The organism is Paenibacillus gyeongsangnamensis (assembly GCF_027533625.1).
Classification (GTDB): Bacteria; Bacillota; Bacilli; order Paenibacillales; family NBRC-103111; genus Paenibacillus_G; species Paenibacillus_G gyeongsangnamensis.
The window spans coordinates 184989-209134 of the sequence record NZ_JAQAGZ010000001.1 but is presented as its reverse complement, the minus strand read 5'-3'; the positions used below and the strand labels follow the sequence as shown (position 1 = coordinate 209134).

General features: G+C 51.9%; 29 protein-coding genes and 1 riboswitch. Of the genes, 20 read left to right on the top strand and 9 right to left on the bottom strand.

Going from position 1 to position 24146, the window contains the following annotated elements:
* Positions 1-153 precede the first annotated feature (153 nt).
* From O9H85_RS00920 to O9H85_RS00890, 7 genes are all read left to right on the top strand, one after another.
* Positions 154-1281 carry an ABC transporter ATP-binding protein gene (locus tag O9H85_RS00920; protein ID WP_333474128.1) on the top strand — a complete coding sequence of 376 codons (1128 nt, stop codon included), beginning with the start codon at positions 154-156 and terminating at the stop codon, positions 1279-1281.
* Positions 1278-2168, top strand: a complete 891-nt coding sequence (locus O9H85_RS00915) for a carbohydrate ABC transporter permease (RefSeq protein ID WP_269879390.1) — start codon at positions 1278-1280, stop codon at positions 2166-2168. Before O9H85_RS00920 ends, O9H85_RS00915 begins: the two co-directional genes overlap by 4 nt.
* Before the next feature lie 18 nt (positions 2169-2186).
* Positions 2187-3008 carry a carbohydrate ABC transporter permease gene (locus tag O9H85_RS00910; protein ID WP_269879389.1) on the top strand — a complete coding sequence of 274 codons (822 nt, stop codon included), beginning with the start codon at positions 2187-2189 and terminating at the stop codon, positions 3006-3008.
* 109 nt (positions 3009-3117) lie between these two features.
* Positions 3118-4458, top strand: a complete 1341-nt coding sequence (locus O9H85_RS00905; protein ID WP_269879388.1) for an ABC transporter substrate-binding protein — start codon at positions 3118-3120, stop codon at positions 4456-4458.
* Between the two features lie 103 nt (positions 4459-4561).
* A complete protein-coding gene (locus O9H85_RS00900) occupies positions 4562-5980 on the top strand; it encodes an MBL fold metallo-hydrolase (protein WP_269879387.1) in 1419 nt (472 codons plus the stop codon).
* Between the two features lie 267 nt (positions 5981-6247).
* The gene (locus O9H85_RS00895) at positions 6248-6892 is read left to right on the top strand and encodes a hypothetical protein (RefSeq protein ID WP_269879386.1); all 645 of its coding nucleotides are present in this window, start codon (positions 6248-6250) and stop codon (positions 6890-6892) included.
* Between the two features lie 161 nt (positions 6893-7053).
* The gene (locus O9H85_RS00890) at positions 7054-7233 is read left to right on the top strand and encodes a hypothetical protein (protein WP_269879385.1); all 180 of its coding nucleotides are present in this window, start codon (positions 7054-7056) and stop codon (positions 7231-7233) included.
* 70 nt (positions 7234-7303) lie between these two features.
* Here the strand turns inward: O9H85_RS00890 and O9H85_RS00885 are convergent, their stop codons facing one another.
* From O9H85_RS00885 to O9H85_RS00875, 3 genes are all read right to left on the bottom strand, one after another.
* Positions 7304-8578 carry an MFS transporter gene (locus O9H85_RS00885; RefSeq protein ID WP_269879384.1) on the bottom strand — a complete coding sequence of 425 codons (1275 nt, stop codon included), beginning with the start codon at positions 8576-8578 and terminating at the stop codon, positions 7304-7306.
* A 55-nt stretch (positions 8579-8633) separates the two neighbouring features.
* Positions 8634-9062, bottom strand: a complete 429-nt coding sequence (locus O9H85_RS00880) for a MarR family winged helix-turn-helix transcriptional regulator (protein WP_269879383.1) — start codon at positions 9060-9062, stop codon at positions 8634-8636.
* Positions 9063-9353: 291 nt separating this feature from the next.
* Entirely contained in the window at positions 9354-9839 is a 486-nt protein-coding gene (locus O9H85_RS00875) for a CBO0543 family protein (protein ID WP_269879382.1), read from the bottom strand.
* A 162-nt stretch (positions 9840-10001) separates the two neighbouring features.
* Between O9H85_RS00875 and O9H85_RS00870 the strand changes: the two genes are divergently transcribed.
* Positions 10002-10685 carry a DUF2238 domain-containing protein gene (locus tag O9H85_RS00870; protein WP_269879381.1) on the top strand — a complete coding sequence of 228 codons (684 nt, stop codon included), beginning with the start codon at positions 10002-10004 and terminating at the stop codon, positions 10683-10685.
* A gap of 281 nt (positions 10686-10966) precedes the next feature.
* Here the strand turns inward: O9H85_RS00870 and gcvH are convergent, their stop codons facing one another.
* Positions 10967-11365, bottom strand: a complete 399-nt coding sequence (gene gcvH / locus O9H85_RS00865) for a glycine cleavage system protein GcvH (RefSeq protein WP_269879380.1) — start codon at positions 11363-11365, stop codon at positions 10967-10969.
* 208 nt (positions 11366-11573) lie between these two features.
* Positions 11574-11680: riboswitch (glycine riboswitch) on the top strand.
* Positions 11681-11923: 243 nt separating this feature from the next.
* On the opposite strand from gcvH, the gene gcvT reads away from it, so the two are divergent.
* The 9 genes from gcvT (at position 11924) to O9H85_RS00820 (ending at position 18652) form a co-directional block, all read left to right on the top strand.
* On the top strand, positions 11924-13024 hold the full coding sequence (gene gcvT, locus O9H85_RS00860; protein WP_269879379.1) for a glycine cleavage system aminomethyltransferase GcvT: 1101 nt from the start codon (positions 11924-11926) through the stop codon (positions 13022-13024).
* Between the two features lie 33 nt (positions 13025-13057).
* Positions 13058-14416 carry an aminomethyl-transferring glycine dehydrogenase subunit GcvPA gene (gene gcvPA / locus O9H85_RS00855; RefSeq protein ID WP_269879378.1) on the top strand — a complete coding sequence of 453 codons (1359 nt, stop codon included), beginning with the start codon at positions 13058-13060 and terminating at the stop codon, positions 14414-14416.
* A complete protein-coding gene (gene gcvPB / locus O9H85_RS00850) occupies positions 14413-15870 on the top strand; it encodes an aminomethyl-transferring glycine dehydrogenase subunit GcvPB (protein WP_269879377.1) in 1458 nt (485 codons plus the stop codon). Before gcvPA ends, gcvPB begins: the two co-directional genes overlap by 4 nt.
* A 339-nt stretch (positions 15871-16209) precedes the next feature.
* On the top strand, positions 16210-16659 hold the full coding sequence (locus O9H85_RS00845) for an Hsp20/alpha crystallin family protein (RefSeq protein ID WP_269879376.1): 450 nt from the start codon (positions 16210-16212) through the stop codon (positions 16657-16659).
* A gap of 52 nt (positions 16660-16711) precedes the next feature.
* Positions 16712-16924, top strand: a complete 213-nt coding sequence (locus O9H85_RS00840; RefSeq protein WP_269879375.1) for a hypothetical protein — start codon at positions 16712-16714, stop codon at positions 16922-16924.
* Between the two features lie 56 nt (positions 16925-16980).
* Positions 16981-17352 (top strand): spore germination protein GerPC, encoded by a 372-nt coding sequence (gerPC, locus tag O9H85_RS00835; protein WP_269879374.1) that lies wholly within the window; start codon positions 16981-16983, stop codon positions 17350-17352.
* Positions 17353-17386: 34 nt separating this feature from the next.
* Positions 17387-17728, top strand: a complete 342-nt coding sequence (locus O9H85_RS00830; RefSeq protein WP_269879373.1) for a hypothetical protein — start codon at positions 17387-17389, stop codon at positions 17726-17728.
* A gap of 72 nt (positions 17729-17800) precedes the next feature.
* Positions 17801-18058 (top strand): hypothetical protein, encoded by a 258-nt coding sequence (locus O9H85_RS00825; RefSeq protein WP_269879372.1) that lies wholly within the window; start codon positions 17801-17803, stop codon positions 18056-18058.
* Between the two features lie 42 nt (positions 18059-18100).
* A complete protein-coding gene (locus O9H85_RS00820) occupies positions 18101-18652 on the top strand; it encodes a hypothetical protein (protein WP_269879371.1) in 552 nt (183 codons plus the stop codon).
* A 39-nt stretch (positions 18653-18691) separates the two neighbouring features.
* On the opposite strand, the gene O9H85_RS00815 is transcribed toward O9H85_RS00820, so the two are convergent.
* Together O9H85_RS00815 and O9H85_RS00810 are read right to left on the bottom strand one after the other, a co-directional pair.
* A complete protein-coding gene (locus tag O9H85_RS00815) occupies positions 18692-19081 on the bottom strand; it encodes a hypothetical protein (RefSeq protein WP_269879370.1) in 390 nt (129 codons plus the stop codon).
* A 126-nt stretch (positions 19082-19207) separates the two neighbouring features.
* Positions 19208-19306 (bottom strand): YjcZ family sporulation protein, encoded by a 99-nt coding sequence (locus tag O9H85_RS00810; protein WP_269879369.1) that lies wholly within the window; start codon positions 19304-19306, stop codon positions 19208-19210.
* Between the two features lie 263 nt (positions 19307-19569).
* On the opposite strand from O9H85_RS00810, the gene O9H85_RS00805 reads away from it, so the two are divergent.
* Positions 19570-19686 carry a YjcZ family sporulation protein gene (locus tag O9H85_RS00805; RefSeq protein ID WP_269879368.1) on the top strand — a complete coding sequence of 39 codons (117 nt, stop codon included), beginning with the start codon at positions 19570-19572 and terminating at the stop codon, positions 19684-19686.
* Between the two features lie 438 nt (positions 19687-20124).
* Positions 20125-20439, top strand: a complete 315-nt coding sequence (locus O9H85_RS00800; RefSeq protein WP_269879367.1) for a hypothetical protein — start codon at positions 20125-20127, stop codon at positions 20437-20439.
* 123 nt (positions 20440-20562) lie between these two features.
* Here O9H85_RS00800 and O9H85_RS37425 read toward each other — a convergent pair whose 3' ends face one another.
* Both O9H85_RS37425 and O9H85_RS00790 read right to left on the bottom strand, forming a co-directional pair.
* On the bottom strand, positions 20563-20790 hold the full coding sequence (locus O9H85_RS37425) for an AzlD domain-containing protein (RefSeq protein ID WP_409348078.1): 228 nt from the start codon (positions 20788-20790) through the stop codon (positions 20563-20565).
* Positions 20791-21155: 365 nt separating this feature from the next.
* The gene (locus O9H85_RS00790) at positions 21156-21683 is read right to left on the bottom strand and encodes an alpha-galactosidase (protein WP_269879366.1); all 528 of its coding nucleotides are present in this window, start codon (positions 21681-21683) and stop codon (positions 21156-21158) included.
* Positions 21684-22113: 430 nt separating this feature from the next.
* On the opposite strand from O9H85_RS00790, the gene O9H85_RS00785 reads away from it, so the two are divergent.
* Positions 22114-23607, top strand: a complete 1494-nt coding sequence (locus O9H85_RS00785) for a peptide MFS transporter (protein ID WP_269879365.1) — start codon at positions 22114-22116, stop codon at positions 23605-23607.
* A gap of 39 nt (positions 23608-23646) precedes the next feature.
* Here O9H85_RS00785 and O9H85_RS00780 read toward each other — a convergent pair whose 3' ends face one another.
* Positions 23647-23925, bottom strand: a complete 279-nt coding sequence (locus tag O9H85_RS00780) for a Ger(x)C family spore germination protein (RefSeq protein ID WP_409348087.1) — start codon at positions 23923-23925, stop codon at positions 23647-23649.
* Positions 23926-24146: the final 221 nt, after the last annotated feature.

Sequence of the window (24146 nt, the reverse complement as noted above, 5' to 3'; positions counted from 1 at the left end):
TGCCTCTATTTTTCATGCCGAAATAAACTCTGTCCCTTCCCGCCCCCAGTCGCCCGTTGCATTTACTTTTCCTTTACACTAGCTTGACGATAAGAAAATAAACCAGTGATACAATGAAGGCTGTTTGCAGTTGACAGGTTTTCAAAATGATTCATGCTGCACCAGATAGGGGGAATTCATCTGCGCATCGAGCTGATGGATATCACAATGTCCTTTCAAGATCAGCCTGCCGTGGACAAGCTGAATGCCGTAATGGAAAGCGGCGATTTGGTCGCTTTGCTCGGACCGAGCGGCTGCGGCAAGAGCACGACGCTCTTCATGCTGGCGGGATTGTATAAGCCTACCGGCGGACAGATCCGCTTCGACGGCCAGCCGGTCAACCACGTCGAGCCGGAGCACCGCCAGATCGGCATGGTATTTCAAAATTACGCGCTGTACCCGCATATGACGGTGCTGCAGAATATTCTGTTTCCGCTGAAAATGAAAAAAATGCCCAAGCGCGAAGCGCTCGAGCGGGCTCGGCATATGGCCGAGCTTGTCCGGATCGGCCACCTGCTGGACCGGAAGCCGGGACAGCTGTCCGGCGGCCAGCAGCAGCGCGTCGCGATCGCCCGCGCCCTGGTCAAAGAGCCGAAGCTGCTCCTGCTGGACGAGCCGCTCTCGAACCTCGACGCCAGGCTCCGTCTGGAAATGCGTGAGGAGATCCGCCGCATCCAGCGTGAAATCGGCATCACGACCGTGTTCGTCACGCACGATCAGGAAGAGGCGCTCAGCATTGCCGACCGCATCCTGCTTATGGATCAAGGCAAGCTGCAGCAATATGCCGCTCCGCTGGACATTTACCGTACGCCGGCCAACCGCTTCATAGCGGAATTCATCGGCATGCCGAGGATCAATCTGCTTTCCGGCTCGTACGATACGGACAGCCGCTCCCTTCGGGTGGAGGGTGCATCGGCGCCGCTGCCGATGGACCTGGCCGAACATCACTTCAGGGAAGGGCAGCGGATTTCGTTAGGCATCCGGCCGGAGGACTGCTCGATCACAGAGCCCGGGGAAGGCAATCTGTCCGGCGAGATCACCTACATCGAGCTGGCAGGGAAGGATTGCTGGATCCGCGTGTCAAGCGGAGATCACGTGATTCGGCTGATCGCGCCGAGCGATACCGCCATCCGCCAGGGAGACCGCGTGGGCATCACCTTGAACGCCTCCAAGCTGCATCTGTTCGACGCGGAGAGCGGCGTCCGCTTAGGGCTCCGAAGCGGGGAGGCTGCCGGAACGTGAAGGAACAACCGACTTGGGGCGGTACGCTCAAGGCGCTGCTGTATTTGCTGCCGGCGCTTGCGGTGCTGTCCGTCTTTCACCTTTATCCAATCCTCAAATCGTTCGACGTCAGCTTTTACACCAAATACAACTACTACAAAAATATTGTAAAAGCCAGAGGCATCGATAATTATATCTTCATTTTGCACGACCCCGATTTCTGGCGCGCCATGAAGAATACGATCATCTTCGTGCTGGGGGCCGTTCCTCTTACGATTGCGATCTCGCTGCTCATCGCGCTGATGCTGAATGCCGTCGGCAAGGGAAAATCGTTTTTCCGGACCGTCTACTTCCTGCCTTTCGTTTCGTCCATGGTGGCCGTCTCCATCGTCTGGCGCTGGATCTTCCATCATGATTACGGCTTGATGAACTATCTCCTCAGCTTCGCGGGCATTCAGCCGGTCAACTGGCTGAACGATCCGCATTGGGCGATGCCCTCCCTCATCCTGCTGAGCGTATGGAAGGGACTCGGGTACAATGTGGTGCTGTTCCTCGCCGGGCTGCAGAACGTGGGCACGCAGTACTTGCAGGCGGCCCGCATCGACGGTGCGCCGAAGTGGCGCCGGTTCTGGCATATTACGGTGCCTCTGCTGTCGCCGACCACCTTCTTCATCACGGTCATTTCGATGATCGCTTCCTTTAAAATTTTCGACGAGGTCTACTCGCTGTTCGGAGCGCGGCCCGGTCCGGCACAGAGCGCGCTGACGATCGTCTATTACATTTATCAGAAGTTCAACGGCGAATACCAGTACGGTATTGCAGCGGCAGCAGCCTACGCTCTTTTCTTCGTTACCTTCGTCTTCACGCTGATCCAGCTGTGGATCGGACGTAAACGGGTCCATTACTAAGGAAAGGAGCGAATTCCCATGTCGAACAAATGGCTCTCCGGGCTGCTGTACGCGCTTCTGTCCATCGGCGGAGTCTTGATGGTGCTGCCGTTTCTCTGGATGCTCTCAACCTCTCTGAAGTCGCCGTCCGAGGTGATGGTCATGCCGCCCAAGTGGCTGCCGGCAGCGCTGAACGTGACGAATTATGCCAAGGCGTGGAGCATGGCGTCTTTCTCGCAATACCTGCTGAACAGCGTCATCGTGACCGTGGTTTCCACGATCGGGGAATTGATTACGACGATTCTCGCCGCCTTCGCTTTTTCCCGGTTGCGCTTCTATGGGCGGGATCTGCTGTTCACGATTCTGCTCGGCACGATGATGGTGCCTGGAGAGGTGCTGCTCATCCCGAATTACGTCACGCTCTCCCAGCTGGGATGGATCGACCGCTATGAAGCGCTGATCGTTCCCTGGCTTGCGAGCATGTTTGCGATTTTCCTGCTGCGGCAATATTTCTTGAGCATTCCGGTCCAGCTGTACTATGCGGCGAGGATCGACGGAAGCGGCGATTTCAAATATTTGTGGAACATCATGGTGCCCCTCGCCAAACCGGCGCTCGTAACCGTCGTTTTATTCAAGGCCATCGGCAGCTGGAACGCTTTTCTGTGGCCGCTCATCGTAACCAATACGAAGGAAATGCGCACGCTCCCCGTCGGGCTGACCTCCTTTACGACCGAGGCCGGCACGGACTATGAGCTGCTTATGGCCGCTTCGGCCATGATCGTAGTTCCGATGCTCCTCCTCTACCTAGTATTCGAGCGGTATTTGATCGAGGGCATTTCGCGCGGCGGCTTGAAGGGCTAGCCGCAATCTCTTTAAAGGCGGTGATGCGCACACCCGTTCCGGAAGTCTGTAATCCAAGGAAATCGTAATGCTATCACTTTCAACTATTTAGATGGAGGGTCAACTTTTCATGAAAAAATGGTTAACGGTACTCTTGGCAGGAACAGTAGCGGTAACGGCTTCGGCCTGCAGCAGCGGCACCAAAGACGCGGCAAAGGACGGCGGTGCGGCAGCTCCGGCGGCGAGCAAAGGAATCGCGACGAGCATTGAAGGCAAGCAGGTCGAGATCGAATTCTGGCATGCGATGACCGGTGCGCAGGAAGAAGCGCTGAAGAAAATTACCGACGATTTCACCAAAGCAAATCCGAACATTAAAGTAAAGCTTGTCACTCAAGGAAACTACAGCGACCTGCAGCAGAAGCTGACGGCTGCCGCCAAAGCCGGCAAATCGCCTACGCTGGCCCAAACCTACGAGGACTGGAACACCGATTTCATCAGCAACGATCTGGTAACCGATCTCACGCCATACATCAACGACGCCAAGTACGGCTGGTCGAAGGATGAGCTGAACGACATCTCCAAAGTGTTCCGCGACGACAACCTGTGGGACGGCAAATACTACAGTCTGCCTTTCAACAAGAGCACGAACGTCTTGTTCTACAACAAAACACTGCTTGACAAGGCCGGCCTTAAAGTGCCGACGACTTGGGACGAAGTGAAGGACGCGGCCAAGAAACTGACGCAAGGCAAGACGCTCGGCATGGGCTTCGAGAACTCCGTCGGCATGGATCTGCAGAGCTTTGTGCTGCAGGCCGGCGGCGAATTTATCGATGAGAAAGCGCTGAAGGTCAAGTTCAACTCGCCTGAAGGCAAGCGGGCGCTCGACTATATTTACGGCTTCATCAAAGACGGCACTGGACGTACGGCAGGCGAAGACAAGTTCATGTCCGATCCGTTCGGACGCGGCGACGTAGCCATGTATATCGGTTCCTCCGCGGGCCTCAGCTTCGTCGACAAAGGGGTAGGCGGGAAATTCGATTGGGACGTGGCGGTGCTTCCGAAGGATAAGAAAGCGGCGGCCGTCATTCAAGGAACGAACGTCTCCGTCTTCACCAGCGGCGTAAGCGACGAGCAGAAATTGGCCGCATGGCAGTACATCAAGTTCTTGATCAATAAAGAAAATACCGCTTATTGGGCCATGAAGACAGGCTATCTGCCGGTCCGCACGACGGCGAACGACAGTCAGGAGTACAAAGACTTCGTCGCCAAAAATCCGAAGCAAGGCGTAGCCGCGAAGCAGCTGGACGCCGGGTTCTTCTACCCGCGGATGGCCGGCTCGACGACGATGAAGAACGACGTCATGAAGGAAGTCGACGCCGTGCTGCATAATCAAAAAACCGTCGAGCAAGGCTTGGCCGACGCGGAGAAGGCGGCGAACGCAGCACTGGAAAAAGGCAAGGCGCAGAAATAACCGAAGCGCACAGGAGGGACGGGATTCTATGGCCAGAAGGTCGGCGCAGCCGAAGTCCGGCCTCCCGGCCCTTCTTTTTTACCTTTAAGGAGGTTGCACTGATATGACGAATGAAACGAAAATCCGGTTCTGGGCCGGTCTGCGGACGATCGGAGGAACCATCATTACGATAGAGTACGGCCGGGCCCGGATCGTATTCGATTTCGGCACGCCTTTCTTGGGCGCATCGCCCCTTGCGGATCACGAGGTACGGAAGCGGGAGCCGAAGCTGGTGCACGATTACCTTAAGCTTGGCATTCTGCCTGAGATCGGCGGGCTGTACGCAGGGCATGAGCTGCCCCGGGGGATGAACCACGTTCCGTCGGAGCGGTCCGATCTGGAAACGGCTGTGTTTATTTCCCATCTTCACCTGGATCATATGTCGGTCATGGGACTCGTTGCTCCGTCGATACCGGTTTACCTCTCGGAGGAATCGGCCAAGCTGTACGCCTCCCTGAACGAGATCGGCGAGGGCGTCCCCGGCAATAGAGATTATCAGTCTATGGCACTGCACAAGCCTGTCCGGGTCGGCGAGATCGAGGTGACGGCTCTGCCGATGGACCACTGCGTTCCGGGAGCTTGCGGCTTCCATATCCGCACGCCGGACGGATGCGTGTTTTATACGGGGGATCTGCGCTTTCACGGATTCGATCAGGAGCTGACCAAGCAAAGCCTCTCCACGGCCAAAGCCATGGGCTTGGACGCCCTGATCATCGAAGGCACGATGCTGTGGGAACCGGACGCCGACGGCTCCATGGGCGAGCTGACGGGAGACCTGGTCCTGCCGGAGGCCACCGAATTGACGCTGCCGTCCCGCATCGCCGCCGCCCTGCAAGGGTCGGAGGGCCTAGCCGTATTCAACGTGTACCACCGGAATATCGGCCGGCTGCGAACGATGGTTCAGGCTGCACGGGAGGTCGGACGCACGCTCGTGCTTGAGCCTGCCACGGCATACCTGCTCTATAAGCATACGGGCCTCACGGACGCTCTCGTCTATGCATCCTCCGGTTTCCTCCGCCAGCTCCAAGAGGAAAAGCTTTACGACTGGCAGACCACGGTTCTTCAGCAGTTTAAACGGATATCCGCGGATGAAATCAACCTTTCCCCTTCCGGATACTTCGTGCAGAACGAGTACCGCCATTTGCTGGAGCTGCTCGATTTGAACACCGGAGGCGGCTTGTTCATCCATTCCGACGGAACGCCGCTCGGCTCCTACGATCCGTCGTATGAGCGGCTGCTGCAGTTTGTCGAGCGGGCCGGCATGTCCTTTGAGTCGCATCGGGTGTCGGGACACGCTTCCGCGCGCCATCTGAAATGGACGGTGGACTATCTTGATCCTGCCGTTCTGATCCCGCTCCACAGCTTCTACCCCGAACGTCTTCAGCCCCTGAACGGCGTCCGGCTGCTCCCCGAGTCCGGCCAAACTTATGTGCTGAAGAATCGTTCTCTCCTGGCGGTGCAAACCACCGACTTCTCCAACTGAACCAGATCACGAACTGGGTAAATATCCTGCTGTTAAAAACGGACGGGAGGCAACGCAAGCAGACCGTAACCCTGATAAGAAGGGATACGGTCTGCTTTTTCTCGTGGTCCGGGGCATCTCCCCCGCCCTAGCGCCTCGCCGGAATCGTTGCTCTTGGGGTTTAAGTTCTCTGCAGCTATCTGCTTCGGGCCTTCAATTTGGTAATAATACGAATAATTCCCAGATCTCAGGGTACCCTACTTAGAAACGATCGAAGGGGGACTGGCCTTGACACCCGAGCAGCATCTGAGGTTTGATCAATTGAACAGAATGCAAGAGCAGCTGACTCTCGCTTTGACTTCTTATTGGGAACGTTATTCCAATATATATACATGGGGATTCTGGATGTATACCCTGCTCATGATCGTCCCGTTGATCGTACTGTATTATAGGATGGATCGGAGCAAGGCGCTGCTGCTCGGGTTTTACGGATACAGCGTGCATATGCTGTCCACATACATCGATGCTTTCGGAACGAGAAATGCCTTGTGGAGTTATCCTTTTCAAGCGATTCCTTTACTCGTCGGAAGCTTCGCCCTGGACATCTCCTTTATTCCGGTAAGCTTCATTCTGCTGTATCAATGGACCCTGAACCGCGGCAGAAATTATTATTATTACGCCATCGTTCTCAGCGCGATGTTAGGCCTTCTGTTCAAGCCTGCCTTGACAACGTTCGGTTTATTCCGCTTATACAAAGGGACAACCTATGTTCATCTGTTTATTTACTATGTAATCATTGCCTTCATAGCCAAATGGCTAGCAAACCTGTTTCTGCACTTTCAAAATGACCGGAAAAACCCGGACCGTCAGCATGCTTCCCGGAAAAAATTCAACCTCCAACGCATGCTTCCGCGGAGAGCGCGCGCCAGGTAGCCGCCCGGCAGGTCATCCATACAATCATTCGATGCTTTCCACCCGTATGATAAAGGGTCAAACTCTTGAAAATATTCAGGTCATCTTATGGGAGGCAGATACAAGATGAAGAAAGCAGTCCGCAAACAGGACATGCGGAGGATTCTTCCGGTGACGGCAGTATGCGCAGGCTAGCGCGGAGAACGGGCGCCCGACATGTGCTGAAGGAACGGATGACCTTCGAAATGCTCTTGCTCATCCTCGTATTATTTATTTTGCTTGTTATCGTACTTTGCATTCTAGGCCATGAGCTGCTTCCCCTTCGCAGGTTGCCGAGGTCGATCGAATCCCATCCGTTGTAAACCGGCAGGGAGCGGTCCGGTGTATCCGGACTTGCTCCCTATTTCGGACAGACAAGCCCCGCAGCCTTCTTCAGGAGACGGCTTGCCTGGCCGCTGCGCTGACTTTGGAAATCCGGATGGCCATAAGCGCCGCGAACAAGCAGACGAATCCGGCCGCGATGAAAGCAGCAGTATAGCTTCCCAGCAGGTCTCTCATCACTCCAGCGCTGTAGGCCGCGGTCGAGGCGCCCAATTGATGGGCTACGACGATCCAGCCGAACATCATGCCGGCTTTTTCCTTGCCGAACTCTTGCGTGGTCAGCTTGACGGTAGGCGGCACGGTCGCAATCCAATCCAAACCGTAAAATATGGAAAAAATGAAGAGCATCAAAGGATTCATATCGAGCGCATACGGCAAGAACAACAATGAAAGACCGCGCAATCCATAATACCAGAACAGCAGCTTGCGGCTGTCCAGCCGGTCCGACAGCCAGCCGGACAGCGTCGTGCCTACAAGATCGAACAATCCCATCAAGGCGAGCAAACCGGCCGCCATCACCTCGGGTATCCCATGATCCCCGCAAGCCGAAATGAGGTGGGTGCCGATTAAACCGTTGGTGGAAAATCCGCAGAAGAAGAACGTGCCGGCCAGCATCCAGAAGGTTGGACTCCTCAGCGCGGAACGAAGAGCAAGAAGCGGGCTTAGCAGCAGATTTCCTGTAAAAGCAGCCGGCTTGACGATCTCATCCGTCCCGTAAGGCGCTGCCCCGACATCGTAAGGATGGTTCCTCATCCATATTGCAACGGCAACCAAGACGACGGCGATGGCTGCGACAGCCGCGTGAACGGCATTCCTCCAGCCGAATTCGACCGTGATTTTGGCCAGGAGGGGCAGGAACAGCAGCTGACCGGTAGCCGCGCTTGCCGTAAGCATACCGACAACCAGCCCTTTCCGTTTGACGAACCATTGATTGCTGACCGTTACGCCCAGGACGTTAGCCATCATTCCTGTGGCAAGCCCGGAGACAAGACCCCATAAGATTTCATACTGCCATAGGGCCGTCATGAGCGGCGTGAGCGATAGGCTGACAGCCAATAAAATCAAAGAGAGGACGACCATTCTCCGGATTCCGAATCTTTGCAGCAGGGCGGCGGAGAACGGTCCGACCAAGCCGTACAGGAAAATCCCGATCGAAATAACGCTGGAAATGCCTCCACGGCTCCAACCGAACTCTTTTTCAAAGGGGAGCAGGAGAATGCTCGGCATCGATCGAATTCCCGCCGATACGAGCAGAGTGACGAATGTGAGAAGCACAACGATCCACCCGTAATGTACACCGGACGATTTGGCTGCATTCGTATTCATAGGCTGATCACTCCATATTATATTTGTTTGTACATACAATATATTTAGAACAAAATTAATGATGCCCTAATTTTCCGCTCGTCATCACGATATCGCTTGACAACTGATCTGCAGCCGCTTTCCCCAGAATGGCCTCATAACGGCGATGCAGGCTCTTGGACGCTTGAACGATTGATTCCTCCAACTCCTTGCCTTTGGAAGTCGGATATACAAGCACGGTTTTGCCTTGGACCTTGCGTTCCACCAGCTGCTTGCTCTCCAGCTTATCGACGAACCGGGTAAGCGTCGAGGCGGTCACGGAGAGCTTCTCCGACAGCTCCTTCTGTGAAATGCCGGGATTTCCAATCACGAGACGAATCAAGTACCCGTACATGGGCGTTAATCCTGTAACGGCAAATTCTTCTTCCGCTATTTTCGTAATGGCACGGCTTAGCCGGTTGGCGGTAAAAAACAGACAGTTTTGAAGAAAGCCTTCATCAGCCACGTTACTCTCCCCTTTCTTCTTATTTTGTATGTACAACAAATATACGACTTCTGTGAGTTATTGTCAATATTATCCTTGCGATATTCCGGGGCTCTACCTCCGGTCCAGCAAAGCTGTGGCCGATACTAGAAGCTCCTTGATAAAATCACCCCTCGGTAAATTTAAGAAACTTTGAAACCGTAATGCAACCGCTTGCAAATACTGTGCTCCTTGGAGATAAAATCCATAGTCCGAACCGAAGGAGTTCAGGAAGCTGCATCAATTGTAGCGGGTTATGGGGGAAAGCCTTTATCAATCCGGGTGACGGAAGGAGATCCTCTCTTCCCTTTGCTTGTTGTAAAAATGCTGGATCAGCCGCAGGTTCCCTACAAGAATTAAAAATAAGATAGGGTATTGCATCATCGAGTAAATGAGCTTCCAGCCGTTATAATAAAAATATCCGCTCTTTAAAGCCATGAACTCGTAAACGATCGCTATGCAGCAACAAGCCAACAAGTAACCCAATTTAGATTGAAAGCCTTTGCGAATGACCCAAAAATTTAAAAAAATCATATTGACCGCCGGAAAAATCCCATATTCAACGACAAACCCTAAGGTGTCTACCCCTTTATTAAAATAACCGTATAAGTCCCATTTTAAGTCAAAATAGACATCGATGCTTTGTTGTAGCATGACGGCGAAGATGGATGTCGAATACAGCTGCCAACGGGGCAAATGCTTGGGAATGATATAGGCAAAAAAATTCAGCAACACAATGGTTGTCCAAAACAGAACCATCCTCAACACTCCCGGAATTAGTAAAGATAGTTTATTATGCATCCAAAGGTACCCGATTATTATACCGCCCGGCGAATGAAAAGGGATATTTGATCCATACTATGAAAATCAGCGTCTAACGCTTCAATACGAACTCTTTACAGCAGGGAGCATACATTCAAAATGACCCATGAAGCCATTCGTCCCGGGCGAACAACTTGGTTAACGGATCCCGGCATTCCTTTTTCCCGTAATGTACCGTTGCATACGATTATAGGTCTATTTATCCTTTTTTGGGTATATATGGCCATATCGCCGACCAGCCGAATGCAATGGCTCGTGAGTCAATCGATACTGATCGCAGTGATCCTTGCCCTTGGTTTCACTTACCGTTGGTTTCGCTTCAGCAACTTGTCCTATTTGCTGATGTTCCTATTTTTTTGTCTTCATACATATGCCTCACATTATACGTATGAAGGAACTCCCTTTGACCTTTGGTTAAAATCGTCCTTTCATACAACCCGAAGCTACTACGACCGGGTCGTTCATTTTGCATTCGGGTTATTATTGGTTTATCCGTTCCGCGAGCTGCTCACCCGGATTGCGAATCAACACGGGTTTTGGCCTTACGCCATTCCCGTCGCTATCGTTCTTAGCCTCAGCGCCGGCTTCGAAATCATTGAAATGCTTGGGGCCCTGGTGTATGGACCGGGTGGCGAAGAGAAATTTGTCGGGATGCAGGGAGATGTCTACGATACGCAAAAAGACATGATGCTCGGCTTCCTTGGAGGACTCGTTGCGACGGGGATCACTGCGTGGGCCGAATGGAGCAAGGAGAAAAAGCTTGAATTGGCTTCGGGTCAATAAATTAATATTTAAAAACAATACAAGGGGCCATGGGCTCCTCAGGCTGTAAAGAAAGGTGTTTTTTGACAAGAATAGAGATACATACGGAGGTGGGGTATCTACTGTAGGAGCGATAGCGTCTGCCTTTGTCTGCGGGAAATCCCCGCTGCTAAGGGCTTCGAATAAAAATTTCCTGCAGACAACAGCGACCGGAAGTAGATACTCCACCCCTTCGTAACATCTATTACCTCAATTCACCACTTTCTGGCCAAGCTCAAAAGGGGACAAGGGCCCCTTTCTCCCTATCCTTCCGACGCGGTGAACGACTCGTACTGTTCCGCGGTCAAGAGTCTTGTAAGCGCCTCGGCCGCATCGCCTTCCAATTCCACCTCGATCATCCAGCCCGCCCCATACGGATCCTCGTTAACCGCTTCCGGCGAGTTCAGCAGCGCTTCATTGACTTTGATGACGGTGCCGTTAACAGGACTGAACAAATCGGAGACGGTTTTGACCGATTCAATCGTTCCCATCGGCTGATCCGTTTGCACGGCGTCGCCGACTTCCGGAAATTCCACGAAGACGATGTCGCCCAGCTGGCTCTGCGCAAAATCGGTAATGCCGATCCGCACGATACGACTGTCCGCCGGCTCAGCCCATTCGTGCTCCTCCGTATACCTCAAGCCCGGTTTGATTACGCTCATCGATCAACACCCTTTCCTTTTCGTCCGTTTCGGCGTCCATGTTCTGTCTCGGAGGCGTGTATCCGTTGTATTCGCTTAGACACCACTAGCATAAAGCAGTGTCCGATTGGGCGTCAATATGCCTTGCAATAAAATTTTCAATATTCAGAAATTAAGGTTGACACCGGATTGTCCGCTCATGCACAATAAAAGCAAACCGAATATGCGAATGAAGGTAGCAGGGAGAGATTGCCGGCACGCAGCGTGCCCGGTAACGCCGAAGGAGTAAGCCCGATCCGGGGTGAATCTCTCAGGCAAAAGGACCTTTACCGGACGCACCTCTGGAGAGCACGGACGGGACGCATCGGCGGACCGGAAGTCACCCAAGGGGAAACTCGCTTTCGACCCGCCTTCGTTTCATGCGCAGGCGCCGTACGAAGGGCCGGGGTAACTCTCAGGTACAAAGGACAGAGCGAAAAAGGAGACGCAAGCAGCGCGGGACGCTGCAGCCGCACGGCCTTTTTTGCCCTGTCTTTTTCGCATTTTCGCAGATTAAACTATCGACGAGGTGAGGATGAGATGGCCACATGGAGAAGAACTCCGCTGTATCCGCTCTATGCCGGGTATGAAGGCGCCCGCTGCATCGACTTCGGCGGCTGGGAGCTCCCGGTGCAGTTTACCGGGATACAAAAGGAGCACGACGCGGTACGCAAGCAAGCCGGTTTATTCGATGTGTCCCATATGGGGGAGTTTCTGGCAACAGGGCAGTTTGCCGAGGCGTTTCTGCAGCGGATGACGACGAACGACGTATCGCGGCTGGCCGACGGTCAGGCGCAGTATTCGCTCATGTGCTTCCCGGAAGGAGGGGTCGTCGACGATTTGCTTGTCTACCGGTTGTCGGCCGATCATTATATGCTTGTCGTGAACGCATCCAACACCGCCAAAGATTTTGATTGGCTGCAGGAGCATCTCATCGGGGACGTAACCTTGAAGGACGTCTCCGACGAAACGGCGCTGCTTGCCCTGCAGGGTCCGAATGCCGCCGCCATCCTCGCCCGCGTGACGACTGCGGCTGCCGACAGACTGGCGCCCTTCCGTTTCTTGACTCAAGCCGCCGTGTGCGGCGTACCGGCCCTCGTCTCCCGTACAGGCTATACCGGAGAGGACGGATTTGAACTCTATGCAGCGGCGGATCAAGCACAGACCCTTTGGAAGGGACTGATGGAAGCCGGAGAGCCCTTCGGGCTCGTCCCCGCAGGCCTCGGCGCGCGCGATACCTTGCGGTTCGAAGCGAAGCTGCCGCTCTACGGCCAGGAATTGTCGAAGGACGTTTCTCCGCTGGAGGCCGGACTCGGCTCGTTCGTCAAGCTGGGGAAGGACTCCTTTATCGGGCGCGATGCCTTGATTCGGCAGCAAGAATACGGATTGGCGCGCAAGCTTGTCGGCATCGAAATGATCGACCGCGGCATTCCGCGCACCGGATATCCGGTCTTTGCGGACGGCCTGGCGATCGGCGAAGTCACATCCGGAACGCAGTCCCCGACGCTGAAACGCAATCTCGGGCTGGCGTTGATCGACGCCGCTTTTACAGAGCCGGGAACCGCCGTTTGGGTTGAAATCCGCGGCAAACGTTTGCAAGCGGAAGTCGTCAAAACGCCGTTCTACCGACGAAGCAGCTGACCAGACCGCAGAAGCCTAGAAGGAGGATCCCCTATGAGCTTCAAGCATCGTTATATTCCGATGACCGAACAAGACCGGGCCGTGATGATGAAGACGATCGGCATCACGTCTATAGAAGAGCTGTTCCGGGACATTCCCGAATCCGTCCGCTACCGCGGAACGCTGCCGATGTCGTCCGCCATGGACGAACCGACGCTGCTTGCCCATATGAAGGAGCTTGCAGGCCGCAACGCCGACAGCGAACGTTATCCGAGCTTTCTCGGCGCCGGCTTGTATGACCACCATGTGCCGGCCGTCATCAACCATATCCTTTCGCGGTCCGAATTTTACACCGCCTATACTCCGTATCAGCCGGAAATAAGCCAAGGCGAGCTTCAAGCCATCTTCGAGTTTCAATCGTATATTTGCGAATTGACCGGCATGGCGGTGGCCAACGCGAGCATGTATGATGGCGCTACGGCGCTGGCGGAGGCGGCTGTACTCTCCAGCGGAGCCACGAAGCGGAAGCAGATCGCCGTCTCCCGCACCGTCCATCCGGAAGCGCGCGACATCTTGCGTACGACGGCGCGCGGCTTGGGCCTGGACATCATTGAAATCGACTATGCCGACGGCGTAACCGACCTGGGCAAGCTGGAAGCTTGCGTGGGCGAGCAAACGGCCGCCGTCATCGTGCAATCCCCGAACTTTTTCGGCTGCCTGGAGGACTTGACCGCCATCGAACCGCTCATTCACGCACACAAAGGCCTGCTCGTCGTCAGCACGAATCCGTTGTCGCTCGGACTGCTGGAGGCCCCGGGGCATATCGGCGCCGACATCGTCGTAGGCGATGCGCAGCCGCTCGGCATATCGTCCTCCTTCGGCGGCCCGACCTGCGGCTTCTTCGCCGTCGCCGAGCCGCTGATGCGGCGGATGCCGGGCAGGATCGTCGGCCAAACGGTCGACCGCGACGGGAAACGCGGCTTCGTGCTGACGCTCCAGGCGAGAGAGCAGCATATCCGGCGCGAGAAAGCAACGTCGAACATTTGCTCGAATCAGGCGCTCTTGGCCTTATGCGCATCGGTTTATTTGTCCGTTATGGGCAAAGCGGGGCTCCCCGAGGCCGCCCTTCTGAATTGGCAAAAGGCCCGCTATACTTCGCGTATCTTGTCCGCGCTATCCGGCTTCAAGCTTCCGTTCGGGGCGCCGTTCTTCAACGAATTCGTTCTTGCTCTGCCGGAAGGCACGGCCGTAAGCGAATGGAACAAGAAGCTGTTGGAAGCCGGCTTTATCGGCGGGTACGACCTGGGATCCGCTTATCCGGGGCTTCAGGGGCATATGCTTGTCGCCGTCACCGAAAAACGGACGAAACAAGAAATCGACCGATTCGTCGAACGATTGGGGGAGCTCGCATGAGACCGGATAAAGCGTTAATATTCGAAATGAGCAGGCCCGGACGGGTCGCCTATTCGCTGCCTCCTTGCGATGTGCCGGAATCGGACCCTGCCGACGTTATTCCTGCATCGATGCTGCGCAGCAAGCCCGCGGAGCTGCCCGAGGTATACGAGGTCGACGTCATTCGGCATTACACCGAGCTGTCCCGCCGCAATTTCGGCGTCGACAACGGCTTTTATCCGCTCGGCTCGTGCACGATGAAGTACAATCCGAAAATAAACGAGGATACGGCCCGGTTTGCCGGCTTCGCCAAAATCCACCCATACCAGCCGGAGGAAAGCATCCAAGGGGCGCTCCAGCTCCTGTACACGCTGCAGAACGATTTGGCCGCACTCACCGGAATGGATCAGGTGACGCTGCAGCCGGCCGCCGGTGCCCACGGCGAATGGACCGGGCTAATGATGATCCGGGCCTACCATGAGAGCCGGGGCGAGAAACGGACGAAGGTCATTGTGCCCGACTCCTCGCACGGCACCAACCCCGCCAGCGCCGCGGCAGCCGGATTTGACACCATCACGATCGCCTCGAACGAACGGGGCCTCGTCGATTTGGACGCGCTGCGCAGAGCCGTCGGTCCGGATACGGCCGCGCTGATGCTGACCAACCCCAGCACGCTCGGCTTGTTTGAGGAACACATTGGGGAGATTGCAGACATCGTGCACGAGGCCGGGGGATTGCTTTATTACGACGGCGCGAATTCCAACGCCATCATGGGCATCACCCGCCCCGGCGACATGGGCTTTGACGTCGTGCACTTGAATCTTCACAAAACGATGAGCACACCTCACGGAGGCGGCGGACCGGGCGCCGGTCCGGTCGGGGTGAAGCATAAGCTCGTTCCCTTTTTGCCTAAACCGGTTGTGGCGAGGCGCGAAGACGGCACGTTCTTTCTCGATCATGAAGGAGCAGCGTCCATCGGCCGGGTAAAAGCGTACTACGGCAACTTCGGCATCCTCGTCCGGGCCTACACCTACATCCGTTCCTACGGTCCGGAAGGGCTGCGTTACGTATCGGAATGCGCCGTTCTGAACGCCAATTACATGATGCACCGGCTCGCACCACACTTTGAGATTCCGTATCCGGGTGTCTGCAAGCACGAGTTCGTCATGTCCGGCCGCAGCTTAAAGGCATACGGCGTGCGGACTCTAGACGTCGCCAAGCGGCTGCTGGACTTTGGCTACCACCCTCCGACCATCTATTTCCCGCTCAATGTGGAAGAATGCATGATGGTCGAGCCGACCGAAACGGAAAGCAAGGAAACGCTCGACGCCTTCATCGACGTCATGATTCGGATCTCGGAGGAAGCGAAGCAGCAGCCCGAGCTGCTCCTCAGCGCCCCGCACAACACCGTCGTCCGCCGTCTCGACGAAACGCAGGCGGCCCGCAAGCCGGTGCTGAACTGCTCCTGCAGCTAAGCTCGGCAGCGGCTATCATCCCCATCCTGCCGGGACGGTAAGATGGGGCATCCCCTCCTTATGTTATCCGGCCTGCATCGTTACAGCTCTTCCACAACCGTCCCTTGCACAAATTGATTCCCGACCAACAGATCGACTAATTTTTCCGCGGTTGCCGCCGGAGAAGCGAGTATTCCTCGATCCTTTATCTTCTTAAAAAATTCAGCGGAGGCAAATAACTTCTTTGCGCTCCGCGCTTCTTCTTGTAAACCCGTTTCTCATGCTTCAAAAATTGTAGATTTGTTCAATATTACGTCTCTCACTTCATATAAATGTATCGAGCCAAGAGAGGTGAGGAGCATGGAGGACAACAAAAGAAATCGTCCCAATAAAGACCGGAACGCGTTCCATAAACAAGCCAGCGAGATCTTAGGTGAGGAATTCTGGCAGGAGATCGCCGGGCTGATTCCGAATACGGGACCTCGTATCGATATGTATCACACCGGATCCGCAGTCATTGTGCTGGCGGAGCTGCCGGGACTTGAGTCGCTGGACGAGATCCGCATTTCGATTGAAGGACATACACTGGTCCTGGAAGGAGAAATTCCTTGTCTCTATCCCGTGTCCGACAGCCGCATTTCCTTGAATGAACGGTTCTTCGGCGGTTTCCGCCGCGCTTTATCGATGCCGGGACCCGTCTCTACGGACGGAATTCATGCGAAGTACAGCCGCGGCTTGCTTATCATCGAGCTTCCAATCAAGCAGGACGCGCAGCAACAGTCCATTCCTGTTGATATTCTTGATATGTAACGCTGATGGAAAACATATATTTAATAAAGAAGCTATCTAAGGGAGTGTACGCATGATGCACATCCAATTCCGGGACATTCAGGTGCGAACCGTTTCCAAATCATCGGGAATATTTACAGGGAGCAATATGCAATGGAAATTTAAACAGCATTCCAAACAAAATCAAAGCATGGGAACGGTAACAGGACACCATTGCTTGATTACCGACTTAAGAGCCGAAATAGACGATGGCGATGATTTTGATACGATTTCAAAAGACAAGTGATGCCGTTCTTTTGGAAAAGGAAAAAACAGCCCCCTCCCGAAACGCTGGCAAGAGACTTGGATAACCGGATACAAGAATTAACCGCCCGATTCCGTCATATCGAAGAGGCGCTGGAGCGCCTGTCCACGAAATCAACCCAAATTACCATCGAAAATGTACATATTCATCAGCCTGTACTCGAGAAGCTGGAATATCACTTGGATGCGCTCGATATTGAGCATTTGAGCGGTTCTTTGAATTTAGGCAATAATTTCGGAACCCCATTAGGCCCGGACCTGCCTCTGGCGAAAACGCAGCAGCAGCGCAGCAAAAAACAGGCTTCGCCATCCGCCGGCGAAACGGATTCCTTTTCCGAAGAACAACCGTCCTCCGCTCCCGGAACGGGCTTGCAGTCTACGCCTACCGGTTACCGGATAAGGCCCAAATAGCGGGTTACTTCTCAAGCGATTGGAGGGGGCCGCTTTGGCTTCATTTTTGTCTCCGCAATTTGTAATCGGGTCCATCCGCATCGGCTCAGTGGAAAATGCCGCTTGTATTAATATGGGCAATAACTGGCCTACCGGATTTGAGAGCCACCAGAAATTAACGCAGGGCTTCGGTTCCGTCAGCGGCGACCGCAACGTGGTCTCCGGGATTCGGTCTCTCTTGAACGACTCCGATTTTCTGGATATGCTGAACATTTCCGATTCCGAGGCTCCGGACTGGTTAAAGAAATTGGTATTATCCACGAGTGAAAAGACTCAGGCTGAGGAACCCGTAATCGGTAACTCGGCACCATCCCCCGGTCATTCCGCCAGCCGCTAAAAGGTGCTAAAAATATGTTGTCACTTTCAGAATTGGGCGGAATACCATACAGATATAAGTTTATCGGGAGGTGTGAGCTTGGCAGTCTTTATTTCACTCGCAGCGGGTGCGATCAACGTAAATACATTGAACAGAGGAAGTATGATCGGGGTCGGAGAGATATCCCAATCCAACTGGAATCAAAACGGCAAAGCGAATTTCGGGAACGGTCAGCTATTCGGACAAAACATCGAAGCGGGCTTCCTGACGACTTTGATTGACAATGACGTTATCGATAATCCTATTACTGAACTCCAGCCTGCCGCTTCTCTCCAGAATCAGGCCCTGTAAGAGCGATACTGCACAGCCTCTTAAAGGAAAGGAGGTTTTCGCTTGAGCTTGCCCAATCAGAAGGCTTGCGTCATTTTTAATAAACTGATCGTGAACAATATTGAGAATTCTTCAGGCATATTTATAGGAACGAATCAAGCCATCGCCTGGAGCAGCTACTCGAAGAGCAATCAAGGCTTCGGCATCCTGAATGACGCTGTACTCACGAACGCCGTTAATGTTGTATACGATCAAGACGTCTTGGATGCATCGGTGGAAGATTTAAAATATATCCATTTATCGAAGGACGGTCAAACGCTGCAGCAAAGCGCCGTTGAATTTCAATCCGTTAATGCAAATACGGTTACCACCGGCTCCGCGATTGACTTGGGCGATAACAAACAGCTCGGCTGGAGAAGCAACCAAAAAGTGAATTACGGTACGGGCAAAAGCCTCGGGGGCAACCGGTTAAGCCAAATTGCCAGCCTTGTGATGGACAATGATCTCATTGATGCTCCTTTCCATGTCGAAGCAAGCACCAACGAGAACCCCGACAATGCCGAGAAGAACATTCGAATACGCCAGAAAAATAAGGAGGCCGGTGAAGATTCGTAAGAATCCTTTGCCGGCTTCGGATTTCGCTTGGTTTAGCGCTTAAATCTTGAATGATCTAAATAACGGCCATATCGTTTGAATCATGCCTATCCCTACTTTGACCATAGGCCAGGCTTTACCTAACGTGCCGAAAAAACCGCCGGTATTTGCGGGACTTTGCGTACCTGCCCCTATACCGCCGAATGGCAGCTGTCCCGCATTGCCTGCCCCAAGCATGGAACCGAGGAACCCCGATATTTGTACATTTTTGGCATTCGAGAGCTGCTTTGATCGGCCTTTTTGCGTGCTTTTTCTTGCATCTGCAAGGATCACTTGTTTTTTGGTTATCCTTTTGACCATTCCTATATAATAATTGCCATCCTTCAGTAAAATGTAAACGGGCTGGCCCACCCACTGTCTTGCTGTTGTATCAATCACGGTACGTCCCATTGTCACATCACCCTGCCTTTAGTAAGTATGATCTTAGTACGGTGTCCCATCTTAGATGCTGAAGATCAAGCCGATTAGGGGGTTGCCGCGGCAACCCCCTAATTTTTCTTTATTATTGCCAGACAATTAGATCAGAATGGAACGGCCGATGATAACCAACAGAATGAAAAGAACAAGAATGACAGCCGTCGAAGTGAATCCGCCGAAACAAGATGCACAGCTCATGGTTTTCCCTCCTTAAGCGATAATTTCACCAAACCAGCGTGATATCAGTTATCCGGTGATATCAACAGTTTATTGTATACGGATAGGAGCCATTCCGCTTGTACTTATGACTATTTTTGATGCTCAGAAAAAGACGATTTTCCTCCTCTTCTCGGATCACTCCTCCCTATCCGTTATATTTGCACTTCGTATACATACGTCCAGTCCACAATCGGCCTCCGCTAATATGATGGATTAGAACAATGGAAGGGAGGATGGTTACTATGGGATTTGGTGGTGGATTCGGCGGCTGTAGCTGCGTCGGTTTGTTTACATCAACGGCTGTCATTCTCGTTCTTTTCATTCTGTTGGTCATTGTTTTACGGACAACGGTAATCTAATTCGTTATGCAAGAGCGCCCGGCTGCCGATGCAGTCCGGGCGTTCGCCTTTTTTCGGGACGGGCATGACTTACTGCGGCGAATAACGATGACGGAGCTTATTCTCCTCAAAATTCAGTTTTTTTGGAATTGGTTTTATCAATGAAGGACAATCTAATAATGAAAAGATTGTTGGGAAAAACGAGCAAAGGAGATCCTAACTGCGATGCTAATGGGTTTACTTGGACTGGCTTTCTGTGTCTGTGTTTTTTCTCTAATCTATTCCTTCATTGTCATACGGAAACAACGCAAAGCACTTGATAAAGGAATGGATTTTACCTCGGTAAGGCACCCGATATTGGCGAATCCAATGATTATTGTTTACATTGCATTTCCGATCGCCGCCCTATTGGGGGGATTTCTATGGATGTATTATGTAAAATAAATTTGGAGGGATAGAATGGAAAAGCAAAAGTATTACGTTTCAGTCCAATCCCGAACCATCATGCATCACCAGGGCGACGCTTCTTACGAATTGGAAATCGAGGCAACGCCTGAAGAAATTACGCAGCTTGAAGATCTGTTTGAAGATAAGGAAGATTATGAGTTAGATACTTTCGTGCGTGCTCATGCTCCCGCCATCCCTTATCATCATGACAATGCAAATGACGGGTATGATCTGGCGTTAAAAGCAATTTATCAAAAACTATACGCATTGGGCACGCAGGAAACGAAAAATCATATTAAAAGCATGAATATATTGGATCCAGGATAAACGGCTACGCCGTCCTTGTCTTACAAGGACCAGCGCGTTTACCAAGGTTGATGCGAAGCTATAAGCTACGAATACTTATAAATTCTTATCAATAAAAAAGGGGCTTGCCGCGGCAAGCCTCGTTTAAAAAAGAAAGCGTAAAACCATTAATGCCGTGACCCCTGAAAGAACGGCTCCTAATAAACTGCGCGTCCATACGGCGATCAAGAAACTGGGAATGGCTGCGTATAGCTCCAGGTTATTTGAAAATAACGAAATCCTCCCATGATGAATGAATAGCTCTTGACCTATTAACGCCGCCATAATCGCAATCGGAACATAATTTAACCAACGTTTGGCCCATTCCGGCAATTCGAAACAACAGCGACGATTCCGACAACGATGAAACAAAACAGATTTTTGTCAATGCTGACACCGCTCAAACCTTCCATTGATTGAATAGGTCTGTTCAATGACAGCAACCGCCCGCCGCGGTCCCCGCTCCGCCCTGGTCGTCAGGTACAAAAGTTACCGATAATTACTTATTTTGTTTGAATTTGTTCATTTACTACGCTAAAATTAAGTAGAAATGAAAGCGCAACCATTTATTGAAAAGGGAGGGTTCGTTGTGACAAATACAGAAAAATCATTGTGCCGATGAGTGCCGTCATGCTTCTCGCTTCCACTCTTGCCGCTTGCAGTAAAGAGGCTGCCCCCGTCACAACTACTTCAGAGGATTACATGAAGGAACCGGTTACGCTTGTTTTTAAATCGCAATTCGATGATACGATGGATAAGTTCAACGAACGATACGGAGATCGGATCCGCGCTAAATTTCCGAACGTCACCATCAAATTTCTTCCCCGGGAAGAGACCTTCACATTCGGTTGAACCTGTTTACAATAAGCACCCATCTCGTCGAAAAAGTCGCTTACCGCGTCCGTGTACTGCTCCATACTCGGTTCGTTCCCTAATGACTTAACGGATTCGGGTGAATAATCCTTAACATCCAATGTTTTGACTTCATCCCATACGATGCCTTTGATCGGCCATTCCGTAAGCATTGTTTTCAACGATTCGCGGAAAAATTGCTTAACCTCCGGATGATGAACACTGCTGGCCGGACCTGACGCTTTGCTGTAAAGCGGACTTCCGTCCTCCTTAAGAATCCACGTTTGCGGATTCCTCGCTGTAAACATGCTGGGCACCTTCGGTGCGCCGGCAACCAATCCGCCCCAACGGGACGGTACGACGTGGACTTCCATCCCAACCGGTCAGCCTCACGGCAAACGATCTCGATGTTCCATTTGGCCGCGTATAAATCTTGCTCCAACACGGCGAGTGTAACTGCCTTCGTTCCTACGTCGGCCATCCATTCCATATCCTCGCGGACATGCCTTGGTACGAGCGAATACATATGATGCCGGAAATAGTATGCGTTGAGAAGCATCGGTAATCATTCTCCTTTTCATAGAACAAGGTTGCATGCGTTGCCAATTGATTCAATTTCATACTAGCATTAACCCCACCCGAAAGTCTTATTTGCTGTTGAACAAAAAAGACGCTCATTTTAACTGTAGTTTCTGCTTATAGACAGCTTGATTCCTCATCCTTTCCTCTACAGCCTTTTTTTAATGAATAGCATCTGAATTATTGAAAATAATACTATTCGATACATATTTAGGAGGGTCCTCTATGTCGGATTCAAATAAGCAAAAAATTGTAGCAAGCGTACCTCAAACAGGTTTCTTTGGACATCCAAGAGGTTTGTTTAATTTGTTTTTTACGGAATTTTGGGAGCGCTTCTCGTACTACGGCATGAGGGCCATACTTGTATTTTATATGTACTATGAAGTGTCTAAGGGCGGACTCGGAATTGCTCAAAGTACGGCACTTTCCATTATGTCCTTATACGGTTCACTGGTGTATATGTCCGGAGTGATCGGCGGCTGGTTGGCCGACCGAATTTTCGGAACCTCAAAGGCCGTTTTTTACGGCGGAATATTGATCATGTTGGGCCATATCTTATTGGCCATACCGGGAGGCGCAGTTACACTCTTCGCTTCTATGGTTGTGATTGTGCTTGGAACAGGGTTATTGAAGCCGAATGTTTCCAGCATAGTCGGTGAATTATATAGCGAAGAAGACAATCGCCGCGATGCGGGATTCAGCATTTTTTATATGGGGATTAACCTTGGGGGATTCCTTTCCCCTTTAATTATCGGTACTTTAGGAATGAAGTATAATTTTCATCTTGGATTCGGTTTGGCCGCCGTCGGGATGCTGATCGGATTAATCGTGTTTATTATGACAAAGAAAAACAATCTTGGTCTGGCCGGTACATTTGTTGCCAATCCTCTTTCCCCGACGGATAGAAATAAAGTATTCGCCCGAATTGGCTCGGTTGCCGTATTGATTGCCATCTTAGTTGCAGTTGCCATTTCAATGGGGGCCCTTACATTTAAAACATTTTTGACTCTGGTAAGCATTCTGGGTATTCTCATCCCGACTCTTTACTTTATTGTCATGTATCGGAGTCCTAAAACTACTGCAACTGAGCGTTCAAGAGTAGTCGCCTATATTCCTTTATTTATTGCTTCCGTTATGTTCTGGGCTATCCAAGAGCAAGGGTCGACCATCCTCGCCAATTACGCGGATAAACGTACCAAATTGGATTATGCGGGAATTCATATTTCGCCTGCTTGGTTCCAATCGCTAAACCCTCTTTTTATTATCATTTTTGCACCTGTTTTTGCCTGGTTATGGTTGAGACTTGGGAACAAACAGCCGTCAGTGCCGCAAAAATTCACCTTAGGCTTATTGTTCTCCGGCTTATCCTTTCTTGTTATCCTTTTGCCTGCCTATCTTGGCGGGACCCATTCCTTGGTTAACCCATTGTGGCTTGTTCTAAGTAATTTCATTGTCGTGGTCGGCGAATTGTGCTTGTCTCCGGTAGGCCTCTCAGCTACGACCAAATTAGCTCCTACCGCATTTTCGGCACAAACGATGAGCCTGTGGTTTTTGTCCAACGCCGCGGCGCAGGCCATCAACGCGCAAATTGTTAAATTTTACACTCCTGAAACCGAGATGCTCTACTTTGGCGTCATTGGAGGGATATCGATTATCCTTGGTTTAATTCTCTTACTGTTCGCTTCAAATATAAAGGAACATATGAAGGGGATCCGTTAAAGCAACGAAAGGCTTCCGTTGTCCTCAGACAGAGGCCTTCTAATGTTTGGCCTTAACCATCAACGACGCGCCATCCGGTGGTGCGGTTTCGTCGCCTTTCGCTGCTTCATTGCAAATTTTTTTCATCATCCCCGTGTGATTGATTTTGACATCAATCTCAATGCTTTGAATCGATTTCTCAGAAATCGGAAAAGCACTTTTTCCATTGAACTCTTTCCACTTGCGGTAGTGATGTAAATATGTCTCATATTCGAGCTGGTAAATATCCCCTCCATATGTTACAGCCTTGCGGAACGTTCTCATGATTTCTTGCTTTATCGTTTTTTATTATGGAGAAAAGATGAAAAGCAAATCGGTCAATTTCATAAGTTTAGCTTGGCGGTTTGGGGATTGTGGTTAGTTCCTTACTTGATTGGAGTCGGATTAAGTATTTTCAAATAAGCCATCATGCTCAAGACGAGTGCTGCGAAGGTTACAGCATTCAAAACCTAGAGGCAGTACCGGTTATGCCGGCACTGCCTCTTTTTCGTAAAGGCGAA

Bases quoted from the DNA above. Each gene is read 5' to 3' on its own strand.
- O9H85_RS00900 (WP_269879387.1), top strand. From the start codon at position 4,562: ATGACGAATGAAACGAAAATCCGGTTCTGGGCCGGTCTGCGGACGATC.
- O9H85_RS00870 (WP_269879381.1), top strand. From the start codon at position 10,002: ATGACCCATGAAGCCATTCGTCCCGGGCGAACAACTTGGTTAACGGAT.
- O9H85_RS00905 (WP_269879388.1), top strand. From the start codon at position 3,118: ATGAAAAAATGGTTAACGGTACTCTTGGCAGGAACAGTAGCGGTAACG.
- O9H85_RS00840 (WP_269879375.1), top strand. From the start codon at position 16,712: ATGATGCACATCCAATTCCGGGACATTCAGGTGCGAACCGTTTCCAAA.
- O9H85_RS00810 (WP_269879369.1), bottom strand. From the start codon at position 19,306: ATGAGCTGTGCATCTTGTTTCGGCGGATTCACTTCGACGGCTGTCATT.
- O9H85_RS00845 (WP_269879376.1), top strand. From the start codon at position 16,210: ATGGAGGACAACAAAAGAAATCGTCCCAATAAAGACCGGAACGCGTTC.
- O9H85_RS00790 (WP_269879366.1), bottom strand. From the start codon at position 21,683: ATGGAAGTCCACGTCGTACCGTCCCGTTGGGGCGGATTGGTTGCCGGC.
- O9H85_RS00910 (WP_269879389.1), top strand. From the start codon at position 2,187: ATGTCGAACAAATGGCTCTCCGGGCTGCTGTACGCGCTTCTGTCCATC.
- gcvPA (WP_269879378.1), top strand. From the start codon at position 13,058: ATGAGCTTCAAGCATCGTTATATTCCGATGACCGAACAAGACCGGGCC.
- O9H85_RS00920 (WP_333474128.1), top strand. From the start codon at position 154: ATGCTGCACCAGATAGGGGGAATTCATCTGCGCATCGAGCTGATGGAT.
- O9H85_RS00800 (WP_269879367.1), top strand. From the start codon at position 20,125: ATGGAAAAGCAAAAGTATTACGTTTCAGTCCAATCCCGAACCATCATG.
- O9H85_RS00805 (WP_269879368.1), top strand. From the start codon at position 19,570: ATGGGATTTGGTGGTGGATTCGGCGGCTGTAGCTGCGTCGGTTTGTTT.
- O9H85_RS00785 (WP_269879365.1), top strand. From the start codon at position 22,114: ATGTCGGATTCAAATAAGCAAAAAATTGTAGCAAGCGTACCTCAAACA.
- O9H85_RS00875 (WP_269879382.1), bottom strand. From the start codon at position 9,839: ATGGTTCTGTTTTGGACAACCATTGTGTTGCTGAATTTTTTTGCCTAT.
- gcvH (WP_269879380.1), bottom strand. From the start codon at position 11,365: ATGAGCGTAATCAAACCGGGCTTGAGGTATACGGAGGAGCACGAATGG.
- gcvPB (WP_269879377.1), top strand. From the start codon at position 14,413: ATGAGACCGGATAAAGCGTTAATATTCGAAATGAGCAGGCCCGGACGG.
- O9H85_RS00890 (WP_269879385.1), top strand. From the start codon at position 7,054: ATGCGCAGGCTAGCGCGGAGAACGGGCGCCCGACATGTGCTGAAGGAA.
- O9H85_RS00885 (WP_269879384.1), bottom strand. From the start codon at position 8,578: ATGAATACGAATGCAGCCAAATCGTCCGGTGTACATTACGGGTGGATC.
- gcvT (WP_269879379.1), top strand. From the start codon at position 11,924: ATGGCCACATGGAGAAGAACTCCGCTGTATCCGCTCTATGCCGGGTAT.
- O9H85_RS00815 (WP_269879370.1), bottom strand. From the start codon at position 19,081: ATGGGACGTACCGTGATTGATACAACAGCAAGACAGTGGGTGGGCCAG.